The organism is Mesorhizobium sp. M5C.F.Ca.IN.020.32.2.1, assembly GCF_004023105.1.
GTDB lineage: Bacteria > Pseudomonadota > Alphaproteobacteria > Rhizobiales > Rhizobiaceae > Mesorhizobium > Mesorhizobium wenxiniae.
In genome coordinates this window covers 1-7,370 of record NZ_RZSX01000257.1, presented here as the reverse complement: position 1 = coordinate 7,370, position 7,370 = coordinate 1, and the positions used below count along the sequence as shown (strand labels likewise).

The 7,370-nt window shown below is 62.9% G+C and carries 7 protein-coding genes and 2 pseudogenes; 4 read left to right on the top strand and 5 right to left on the bottom strand.

The genetic code is table 11. The annotated features are described in order from the left end of the window. Positions 1-405 (bottom strand): annotated as a pseudogene (locus tag EOA86_RS40285) (succinoglycan biosynthesis protein exop); the annotation flags it as partial. A gap of 199 nt (positions 406-604) precedes the next feature. On the opposite strand from EOA86_RS40285, the gene EOA86_RS14945 reads away from it, so the two are divergent. Then, entirely contained in the window at positions 605-1,900 is a 1,296-nt protein-coding gene (locus EOA86_RS14945) for a lipopolysaccharide biosynthesis protein (RefSeq protein WP_128342334.1), read from the top strand. A gap of 232 nt (positions 1,901-2,132) precedes the next feature. Here the strand turns inward: EOA86_RS14945 and EOA86_RS14940 are convergent, their stop codons facing one another. Beyond that, a complete protein-coding gene (locus tag EOA86_RS14940; protein WP_128342336.1) occupies positions 2,133-3,647 on the bottom strand; it encodes a winged helix-turn-helix domain-containing protein in 1,515 nt (504 codons plus the stop codon). Positions 3,648-3,808: 161 nt separating this feature from the next. On the opposite strand from EOA86_RS14940, the gene EOA86_RS14935 reads away from it, so the two are divergent. The 3 genes from EOA86_RS14935 (at position 3,809) to EOA86_RS14925 (ending at position 5,389) form a co-directional block, all read left to right on the top strand. Then, a complete protein-coding gene (locus EOA86_RS14935) occupies positions 3,809-4,255 on the top strand; it encodes a cupin domain-containing protein (protein WP_128342333.1) in 447 nt (148 codons plus the stop codon). 115 nt (positions 4,256-4,370) lie between these two features. Further along, positions 4,371-5,093 carry an AzlC family ABC transporter permease gene (locus tag EOA86_RS14930; protein ID WP_128342331.1) on the top strand — a complete coding sequence of 241 codons (723 nt, stop codon included), beginning with the start codon at positions 4,371-4,373 and terminating at the stop codon, positions 5,091-5,093. Continuing rightward, positions 5,090-5,389 (top strand): AzlD family protein, encoded by a 300-nt coding sequence (locus EOA86_RS14925; RefSeq protein ID WP_128342329.1) that lies wholly within the window; start codon positions 5,090-5,092, stop codon positions 5,387-5,389. Before EOA86_RS14930 ends, EOA86_RS14925 begins: the two co-directional genes overlap by 4 nt. Before the next feature lie 113 nt (positions 5,390-5,502). Here the strand turns inward: EOA86_RS14925 and EOA86_RS14920 are convergent, their stop codons facing one another. The 3 genes and pseudogenes from EOA86_RS14920 to EOA86_RS41505 form a co-directional block, all read right to left on the bottom strand. Further along, positions 5,503-6,420, bottom strand: coding sequence for a DUF6492 family protein (locus EOA86_RS14920; protein WP_128342327.1), 918 nt, complete (start codon positions 6,418-6,420; stop codon positions 5,503-5,505). After that, a complete protein-coding gene (locus EOA86_RS14915) occupies positions 6,417-7,235 on the bottom strand; it encodes a WecB/TagA/CpsF family glycosyltransferase (protein WP_128342326.1) in 819 nt (272 codons plus the stop codon). The genes EOA86_RS14920 and EOA86_RS14915 overlap by 4 nt, the downstream gene beginning before the upstream one ends. After that, a pseudogene (locus tag EOA86_RS41505) lies at positions 7,232-7,370 on the bottom strand (glycosyl transferase); the annotation flags it as partial. The gene EOA86_RS14915 and the pseudogene EOA86_RS41505, both read right to left, overlap by 4 nt.

Here is a 7,370-nt window from a genome sequence, read left to right as displayed (position 1 = left end):
GTCCTCGGAAATACCGGGAGAAACCGGCTCCTCCCGCGGCCTGGCTTCCGCACGGTCCGCTTCAACGGCCTCGTCCGCCTCTGGCGATATCCGGGCGGCCGAAGCGGATGCATCCTCGGCTTGAAACTGGCTTGTTTCATCGTTTGCCGAGAATTCCGGAGTTACCGGGCGTTCCGGAATCGCCGAAGGCTCCGGGGTTGCCGAGAGTTCCGGATGCGCTCGCCCCTCGCGGCGCAGGCGCGCGAGACGATGGCGCGTCGCGGCATCTTCGCGCCATGATGGGTCTGCCCGATCCCCGATCGAAACCAGCGATGGTTCAGCTTCTTCTTCGCCGCGCATCGCCCGGCCGAGCGCCAGCAAGGACCGCTCGCGCCTCCAATCTTCACGGTTTTGCCTGTCGACCATTATAGTGGAGCTTGCCCTTGGCGGCTTGGACGCGCGCGGTCAGCCATTCGTTAAGCCACGCTAAACAAGCATAGGAAACAAAAGGTTAATTTCCCTGCCTTGAAGACGGGATTTCCCTCATCGGTTGTGTCTTACTTGAACGCAACGAAAGCTTTCCGAACCGCGCGTTAAACTTTCCAGCCTATGCTGTCTCCGACACATGACTCAGGCTGGTGACATCCCGCAAAGGCGGCCCCTCGCTCGGATCGGCGCTTTCGTGGCCGAGCGACGGGGGCTGGTTCGCGACTATCTTTCGGCGATCAGCGGCGCGGGCGGGCGGCTGGTGTTTTCGCTGGCCTATTTCATCGCGCTGGCCAACACGCTGTCCATCGCCGAGTTCGGCATGTTCGCCACCGCTTCGGCGGCCGGCGTGATGCTGTCACGGGTCCTGGCCTTCGGTTTCATCTCGGCGCTTTACCGAACCGCTACCATCCGCCCCAATCTGATCGGCACCTTCACGGCCGGCTTCCTGCTGCTTGGCGTGATATCGCTGCCGTTGCTGGCTGCCGCCTCTTACGGCGTCTACCTGGTCTTCTTTGCCAGCACCGTGCCGCTGTCGGTCTTTGCGGCGATCGTGTTTGCCGAGGCGCTGTTGTGGCGGCCGGTCGAGGTCGCGCTGATCGTCAACAACGGGCTCGGCAAGTTCGGCCGCGCCGCCCTGCTGACGATCCTGGCGACGGCCTTGCGGGCGCTCGGCGCCGTGCTGTTCATGTTCGCGTCGCAGCCGACCATAGGTGTCTGGTCCTGGTATTATATCGGCGCCAACGCCGCCTCGCTGCTGCTCGCCTTCGCATTTTTCTATCCGCGCCAGAGGTTGCGGCTGCGGCTGGCGCTCTATATCAGGCGGCTCGCCGATTCCATCTACGTCGCCGGCGCAGAGATGATGTTCTACCTGCAGATGGAATTCGACAAGCTCCTGGTGCTGGCGATCGGCGGGCCGCACCTCGCCGGCATCTACGCCATCATTATGCGGCTGGTCGACCTGACCGCGATCCCGATCCGCACCTTCTCGATGATGCTGGTACAGCGCATGATGCGGGCGCCGGAACTCCTGTCGCGCCTGACGGTCAAGAGCGGCATAGAAGGCGGCGTGTTCCTGGTCTCGACGCTGGCGCTGGCGGCGCTTGCCATCGTGCTGCATTTCTTCCCCAACGCGCTGGGCAAGAATGTCGCGGAGGCCGCCCCTCTGGTGGCGCTGGGGATCTGTGTGCCTGGGTTGCGCAATCTGATCGAATACCAGGCCGAGCTCCTGTTCGCGCGCGGCCAGACACTGGTGCGGGCGATCAACCTGGCCCTGCTTGCCGGGCTGAAGGCGGTCCTGCTGACCTATGTGCTGACCACGATCCTGGACACGCCGGATCTGGTGCTGTCGCTCAATGTCGTCTTCCTGCTGCTCTATCTCGCCTCGACGCTGCTCACCTATTCGGCGATGCGCAAGCCGGCCAAGCCGGTCTAGGATAAAGCTCAATCAGCTGGCTGCCGCAAATGCCGAGATTGGATGGAAAGTTGTCCTTTCGCCATGCGATAATGGCTGCATGACCGAGTTATCTTTCCGGCACCTGAACCCTGACTGGAACGCCGAGCCTAACGCTCCTGACGTAGAGCTAACCGTCGACGGCGACACAGTCCAGCTTTCCTTTCTTTTGAACCCATGGGCTTACGACGCCAGAGGGCCCTTTAAAAAGCCCTTATACTGACTGCCCTGCCTCCTTTAGCCGAAGCGCTATCTCCTCAGCCCAGTGAGGGCTGCGGAGTCTCAGCGGTGCCAGGGCGTCACCTGACGGAGTATCCATGTCGCGCATCTGCTCGACGCATGATCGGGCTTCCGGCAAGCGCCCGAGCGAAACATAGCAGCAGGCAAGCGTTTCGTGGATGGGCCGCCAGGAAGGGCGAACCTTCCGGGCCTTGATTCCCGCCGCAAGCGCCTCATTTGCTCGGCCATTGAACAGGTAAGCGAGTGCCAGCAGATTAAGCCAGACGAAGTTCTGCGGATCGTAGGGGTTTAACATCAAGCCGCGTTCGAGCGGTGCTATCGCCTCGAATGCGCTCCCACGGAAGAGCTGCCCCATCCCCAGGACAAGGTGGCCAAGGGCGAAGCTCGGGCTGATCTCGACCGCCCTCTCTGCGGCGAGAACGGCCTGTTCGGGCGCGTTGGCGTACGCGCTGCAGATGGCCAACGCATAATGCGAATAGGGATTCTTCTCATCGAGCCGGACCGCCACCAAGGCGGCGTCCAGACCTTCCCTGATGTCCTCCGACGGTCTGTCGGTCCAACCATAGGCGATGATGCCGGCGCTCACACGGCCGAGCCAGAGATGGGCCTCCGCAAGGTCGGGGTCGAGCCTGCACGCCTCGCGGAACAGCTCCCGCGCTCTTAGATGCGTTTTCTGGCCGACGTGGTGGAAATGCCAGGTACCTTGCCGCACCACGTCCCAGGCAGTCACATTACCGGAGTGGCGGGCACCGGCCGGAAGCGAGTCCGTCTTGAGCAGTTCGGGCTCGATCGCGCCGGTGATGCGTTCGGCAATGGCATCCTGAACGGCAAATGCCTCCGCCAGTTCCATCTCGTATCGTTCGGCCCAGATCTGGCTGGCGGAAGCCGCATCGACCAGTTGCACCGACACCCGGACATGCGAGCCGGATCGGCGCACGCTTCCTTCGAGCACGTAACGGACGCCGAGCTCGCCGGCGACCTGTTTGGAGCCGAGGCACTTGTCCTTGTAGACGAAACTGGAATTGCGCCCGATCACCCGAAACCACCGGAACCGCGTCAGCGCGGTGATGATGTCCTCGGTGATGCCGTCGGCAAGGTACGCCTGTTCCTTGTCGTCGCTGACATTGGCAAATGGCAGGACCGCAATGGACGGTCTTTCGGGAAAGGCGGCCGGCTGCTGGAGGGCGGAAGGGTTGCTGCCGGCCGCGGCGTCCAGCACGCGCACGTGGCCGGCAAAACGATACCCAGTGCGGGAGACTGTGACGATCCACGCGCTGCCGTCCGGTTGTGGCCCGAGGAGCTTGCGCAGTGCTGCAATCTGCACCGACAGGTTGCTCTCCTCGACAATGGTATCGGGCCAGGCCGCCTCGATGAGCGCCGCCTTGCTCAAGACCTGCCCAGCTGCCTGCACCAAGGCGTGAAGCAGCAAGCAGCCCTTGTGACCGATCGCGACAGGCTTTCCCTCGCGCATGAGCGTGCCGTACTGCATGTCAAGCAAGAACGGCCCGAACGCGAAGCGGCGCGATGTTACGCCGCCTTCACCGGATTCGGAAGAATTCGGAACTTTTCGCCTCCCCTTTAAGGACTTTGGCCGGTCGTCTCGCCATCCTCTTGGCCATGTTGATCGAGACTAGCACAATGGAGGCCCACATGACGATGTCGATACAGCGGACCGCAGCAGGTACGACTGCGGCCGCCGGCACCAAAGCTATGGTCGTCAAGGGTGGTGCGGCCTATCGGGCCGCGCAGGGATCGGACTATCTGCCGGGAATAAGCTCGGAGACGGTTGGAGCAATGGCTTTGTGGTTGGGTATTGTCGCGCTCCCGCCCGGGCAGCGCACCAAGGCCCATGTCCATGAGCGCCATGAGTCGGCCTTCTACATGTTGAGCGGAGACGAGTTGGAGATGCGGAGCGGGGACGAACTCCAGTATCGGGATGTCGTGCATGCCGGCGATTACCTCTACATCCCAGCCAACGTGCTGCACGTCGCTGTCAATCGAGGCAGGAGGCCGGCTGTCTTCATCGGCGCGCGCAACGAGCCGACCGCACAGGAAAGTGTTGTGCTGTACCCCGAGATGGATGATCGCGTGCCGTAGCCGCGGTCAGAACGCCGGACGCCTGGGAAAGCCTGCCATGACAATCCGATGCCTCCGCCGTCGGTAGGCGGAGCTGCCCGGAATGGGCAGGCGCGGGGAAAAAGGATTGAAAGAGATGAGCAACTTGGATGTGGCGGAGGCCTCCGTTCCGGAGCGCACCCAGCACCAAAGCTGGCGCGGCCTGCAGGCGTCGTTTCCTGTCATGCTCGGCTTCATCCCATTCGCGCTGGTCCTCGGTTCGCAAGCAGCTCAAAAAGGATTCACTGCGCTCGAAGTGCCTCTTATGACGGGCCTCAACTTCGGCGGCGGTTCGGAGTTCGCCGCGGTCGAATTGTGGACGTCACCACCCCATGTGCTGTTGATCGTCGCGATCACCTTCCTGGTGAACAGCCGTCATCTTCTCATGGGGGCGGCGCTAGCTCCTTTGATCCGGCATCTGCCCAAGCGCAAGGCATTCCTGGTCCTGTTCTTCATGTGCGACGAGAGCTGGGCCATGGGGCTCGCCGATGCGCGAAAGTCGGGCACGAGCTTGAGCCTTGGGTATTATTTCGGCGTTTCACTTGGCCTTTACCTGACGTGGGTTGCTTTCACGACAGTGGGCGCGCTCGTCGGCCCCGTGCTGGGCGACGTCACCCGCTACGGGTTCGACATGGCATTTCCCGCCGTGTTCCTCGTCATGCTTGCGGGCATGTGGAAGGGCGTTTCGGCGGCCTTGCCGTGGCTTGTCAGTTTGCTCGTCGCAGCAGCGACGTATCTTGTCGTGCCGGGCGCCTGGTATGTGCCGGCCGGGGCGCTGTCGGGTGTCGTGGCCGCATTCTTCTGGGCGAGGTCGTCATGATCGACCCGATGTATCTCCTTGCCATCCTGCTGATGGCATCTGTCACCTATCTGACGCGAATCGGCGGTTACGTCTTCCTGCGTAACCGAACCGTTGGTGCGCGGACAAGAATGGTTATGGAAAGCGCGCCAGGCTGCGTTCTGATAACGGTCATTGCCCCCGATTTCGTGACAGGTCATCCCGCGGATATAATCGCGCTTGCGGTCACCATGGTCGCAGCCACAAGGATGTCCATCCTTCCCACCGTCATCATCGCAATTCTATCGGCGGGCAGTCTGCGGAGCTTCCTCGGTTAGAGGGCTTTATAAGCGAGCTTCGCTTCGGGCTTTTCTGAGCCGCCGCCCTTGACCCGTTAGAGAACACTATCGGTCTAACCCGGTCGTCAAAGCGATCGGGTTTGACCCTAGGGCTAATCAAGCCCGATCAGGCGACGGATGCGACCGATATCGGTGCCGATGAAGGACTGCATGCCGATGGCCACCTGTTCCGGCGCCATGGCGGCGACGAAGCGGCGGAACTCGTCATCCGACAGCGCTTCGCCCGTCCAGTGGACGCGGCAGAACTCCTCCGAGCCGTGAAAATGGCCGGCACCGTCGAGCACGTCGTCGACATAGCGGCCGTAGATCATGCATTCGGAGAATTTGCGCGCCGCGCCGACGACTTCGACCCAGCAGCGCGCGTGGACCCTCTCGATTCGCGAGCACATCGCCGTCACGGTTTCGCGGCGCCAGGCAATCAGCGTCGAAATGTAATCGTGGGTGGAAACCTCTGATGGTTCGATGCCGAGCGCCGAGCCGGCATTGCGCGACCAGATGCGATGTTCCTCATGGCCTTCACCCGACAGCACGCCGTCGCGGCGGAACAGCCGCACCTTGCTATCGCGCCAGAAGGCGCTGCTGTCGAAAGGCTTGAGGAAGGCCACGTCGGAATCGCAGAAGACCATCACGTCTTCGCCGGCGTGTGCTGATATCGCGATGCGGCGAAGCTGCTGCACATGCCAGCCGCGCAGCGGCATGGTCTTCAGGCTGAGCCAGATGCGCCGGCGAAACAGGCTGAGCGGATCGTCGAAGGCATGCAGCCAGCGCGGCAACAGGTCCCGCTCGTCGACGACCGTGCGGCGCCTGTTCTCCAGCTGACGAAACAGTGCCACGTCGCGATGCTCGACAAGAATATAGTGGTGCGCCACGCCGGTAACGCAGCGGTCGAGGGTGTCGCACAGCAGGCGGCAACGCTCCAAATCCGGCGCATAGCTTGCCGTCACGATCGCGGCCGTCGGCGCCTGGCGAAGGACGTCGGTCTCAGGGCTCGGCACGAACCGGCTGTTCAACGGCTTGCTCCGGGGCCTGCTCCAGGGCGAGTTCTGGCAAGCGCGGGGTGGCCCAAAAATTTCTGGCCGGTGACGCGCCACAGGAACAGGGGATTGCCGACCACATAGCGGCGCCAGAGGCGACCCGGTTCGATCCACAGCCGAAACAGCCATTCGAGCCTGAGCCGGCGCATCCACAGCGGCGCCCGCGGCACCGTGCCGCTCATGAAGTCGAGCAGCGCGCCGACGGCGATCGGCAACGTGCAGTGGCGCGCGTCGATATGGCGCGCGATCCACAATTCCTGGCGCGGCACGCCCATGGCGACAAGCAGCACGTCCGGTCTCAATCTGGCGATGCGATCGACGATTGCCGGCTCCTCGGCGGGAGAGAAATAACCGTCATGGATGACCACGAATCGGTGCTGCAACGCGAGCGCCGCCAGCTTCTTCGACGCCGCTTCGGCGTTGACCTGCGTCGCGCCGAGCAGCCCCACGGTCAGCGGCCTGGCGGACGCCTGCAGAAAGGCAGGGATGAAATCGGTGCCGTTGAGATTGTCCGGAAACGACGCCCCGTAAAGCAGTTTCGCCGCCAGATCGACGCCGACACCGTCCGGCAGGATGAGAAAATCGTCGAGCGCCTCGGCAACGACCGGGTCCGTATAGGCGACATTGGCGTTGTGAGCGTTGAGAAAGGTGACCTTGGTGAAGCGCCGCTCAGCAATCAACCGTGTCAGCAGGGCGACCGCGTCGTCCCAGCGAATGGCAAGGACCGAGATGCCCAGGATCGATTTCAAAGTGTCGACCCCGGAAGCCGCGCGGGCGGTGTGCATATTCATGCAAACACCTCCTGGCTGACGGGCCCGAGCTTTTCCAGGCCGAGCCTGATTGCGGCATCGAGCGCCTTCTCCTGCCGGCGGTGGAAAGCGCTGCCGTCGACGTCCCTGACATCGGCCACTGCTGATTCCAGGGCG

Bases quoted from the DNA above. Each gene is read 5' to 3' on its own strand.
- EOA86_RS14925 (WP_128342329.1), top strand. From the start codon at position 5,090: ATGATCGACCCGATGTATCTCCTTGCCATCCTGCTGATGGCATCTGTC.
- EOA86_RS14940 (WP_128342336.1), bottom strand. From the start codon at position 3,647: ATGCAGTACGGCACGCTCATGCGCGAGGGAAAGCCTGTCGCGATCGGT.
- EOA86_RS14930 (WP_128342331.1), top strand. From the start codon at position 4,371: ATGAGCAACTTGGATGTGGCGGAGGCCTCCGTTCCGGAGCGCACCCAG.
- EOA86_RS14945 (WP_128342334.1), top strand. From the start codon at position 605: ATGACTCAGGCTGGTGACATCCCGCAAAGGCGGCCCCTCGCTCGGATC.
- EOA86_RS14915 (WP_128342326.1), bottom strand. From the start codon at position 7,235: ATGAATATGCACACCGCCCGCGCGGCTTCCGGGGTCGACACTTTGAAA.
- EOA86_RS14935 (WP_128342333.1), top strand. From the start codon at position 3,809: ATGACGATGTCGATACAGCGGACCGCAGCAGGTACGACTGCGGCCGCC.